This window comes from Desulfatiglans anilini DSM 4660 (assembly GCF_000422285.1).
Lineage (GTDB): Bacteria > Desulfobacterota > DSM-4660 > Desulfatiglandales > Desulfatiglandaceae > Desulfatiglans > Desulfatiglans anilini.
This window is the reverse complement of record NZ_AULM01000093.1, coordinates 1-2,373: the sequence shown is the minus strand read 5'-3', so window position 1 is coordinate 2,373 and position 2,373 is coordinate 1. Positions and strand designations below refer to the sequence as shown.

The 2,373-nt window shown below is 49.0% G+C and carries 2 protein-coding genes; one reads left to right on the top strand and one right to left on the bottom strand.

The genetic code is table 11. From position 1 onward, the window contains the following. Positions 1–141: aldehyde ferredoxin oxidoreductase C-terminal domain-containing protein (locus H567_RS30240; protein ID WP_153306322.1), on the top strand; the 141-nt coding region annotated here is incomplete at its 5' end. 595 nt (positions 142–736) lie between these two features. Here the strand turns inward: H567_RS30240 and H567_RS0121150 are convergent. Continuing rightward, positions 737–1,951: a coproporphyrinogen-III oxidase family protein gene (locus H567_RS0121150; RefSeq protein ID WP_244155538.1), complete on the bottom strand. Its 1,215-nt coding sequence runs from the start codon at positions 1,949–1,951 to the stop codon at positions 737–739. Positions 1,952–2,373 lie beyond the last annotated feature (422 nt).

Sequence of the window (2,373 nt, the reverse complement as noted above, 5' to 3'; positions counted from 1 at the left end):
GACGACAATCTCCCTCCCCGTTTCCACCAGGAAGCCCTTCCCGAGGAGGGCAAAGGGATCACCGAGGCTCAAATGGCCACGATGCTGGCCGAGTACTACCGAGTGCGCGGCTGGAATGAAGCCGGCGAACCTCCGCCGTAATAGCCAATGGCAAAAGGCCGGCTCGCCACCCACCCTACGTGATGTTTTCCGCCCTGTAGTGAATGTTTGCAGGTGAGTGGGACCTTCTTCTTGGTGGTCTTTTTGTCTATGGATACCCCAACTTCCCGAGGGCTCGTAAAGGAAAGCCTTCGGCGGGATCCGCCTGACGGCCCGCCATCGCCCATCGCCGCAGATCATCGCCGACACGCTGACTTCGAGAAGAGCTTCGGGGATGCCGGCCGGTATCCGAAAACAAGGGAAACGCTTTCCAGCTGGTAATCTGGCCTGAAGCTGTAGGATCTTGATGCGCGGATTACGCTCGAAAACAGATCCAAAATGGACGCATCGGACAGTTTGGTTGATGGTTGCCCTCGCCGTGGATGACAACCATAACACTTATAAGTCTAACCTTTTTAGATAGCTCGAAAAGACAAATTAAAAAGAGAAAGAAGCAGATCCAGAAAGAAAAGACAGGGCTTACAGAGCGAGAAAAAGAAGGAACATACAATCCAGGTTTTTTAGCCGCCAAGCTTGGTCACTTTTCTACCGGCCATACTTGTCCATTTTTTGACCGGCGCTAACACGAGGTATTGGATCATAGTTTTACTTCTTCTGGCCATGGTTCTTTTCGGCATCTACCCCACAGGTGGTTAATATAGCTTAGGCTATACTCATTCTGCAATCGGTGAATCCAATATGCCCCCGATTTCGTGATGCGGTAGGTGTCGTTCGTGCGATTGACCAGCCCCATCGGTATCAGAGGGCGCAACAAATGTCCAAACTCGGCATCCAGGCAGGCATTTGAGCCAAAAACTCTACGAAATTCTTCACTAGACGCTTCCAGTTCATAGATGCGCCAATAAAGCCAATACGCCATCTCAAGTCGACGCTGTATCGGCATAGATACCGCAACGGGTCGCGCTGATGGCAGTTTGGTTGCGTAGGCCTTGACATCGAAAGTATTGACGTAAAAATCTGCGCCTGTCATGGAGGCCGCGCTTGGCCCAAAACCAATAAAGTGATGGCGGGTGATTGAACTGAACTTCCCTTTCCAGGGTTTAACCCAGCTCCACACAGTACACTGCTGCAATCCATTCTCTTCGCAATGCTTGTCGGTGAATTCCAACATAGATTTGACGCGGCAATGAGATGGATGTTCCACTTGCTGAAGGCTATTACTCTTGCCCAGATCAGAGTATGGAAATGAGAACATCGGGTAAGTGCTCAGCTGATCGACACCAAGTCCCACAACCGTCTTAACATCGTGCTCCCATTCCGGAAGGGTCTGGCCGGGAAGGGCAAACATCAAGTCGACGTTGACTGATTTAAATCCCATCCTCATGGATCGTTTCACCGCCTCAAGCGCTACGCGGGCATCATGACTTCTCTTGATGCGCTTCAGCACGACATCAGAGGTGGACTCAACCCCAATGGAGAGCATAGTAACGCCTATATCCTTCAGCGCGGAAAGACAGTCCACTTCCATACTTCCGGGGTGCAGCTCAACACAGATATCTCCGATTTTTTGAAACCGCTCTTGCAGGTAGCACACAATGGAAACAAGTCCACGCCAGTTTACGGTCGGCGTTCCCCCGCCTATGTAAAGTGAGCAAAACGCCTGCCCATCTAAGTACGGACCATATAAATCGATCTCCTCTTTAACAGCCCTCTCGTATGCCATGAAGAGACCTTCGTCATATTTAATACGATTGTATGGGCAATATGGACAGGGGTTCTTGCAGAAGGGGACATGGAGGTAAAGTCCGGGCACCGTAAGCCGTCCCGGCCATTTCGGTAACCGTCTCGACATCCTAAGTCGGCCCGCCTCTCCGGTAACCATCCATTGTAAAAGTGGCTTCCATATGCTTTTGCCAGTGATCACATTCTTCCTGTATCGAACCGAATGCTCAGGTGCGCAAGGTACAAGCGTCGCCTGCAGTGTCTAGTTCTCTGTAGATATCACGGATTTTTATCTCAATCCAGCTCTGATTCCATATATTCCTTTTTTAGAACAAAGTAGAAACCTCCATCCTAAGGGTGGGCGTTTCTACTTTGTTCTAAAGTTTAATTCCACGGCTAATCTGTAACGTAGTGCTTTTGCATATATAAATGCTATATCTAAATACAGTTCGCCAAAAAAGTGTGTAATAATCTTATAACGGAATTTCATTATAAAATTCAACGGTAGTTCAATACCTCTATGTGTTTTTTCCTAGAACAGCAAATTGTCCA

Coding starts and splice junctions, on each gene's coding strand:
- H567_RS0121150 (WP_244155538.1), bottom strand. CDS start 1,951: ATGTCGAGACGGTTACCGAAATGGCCGGGACGGCTTACGGTGCCCGGA.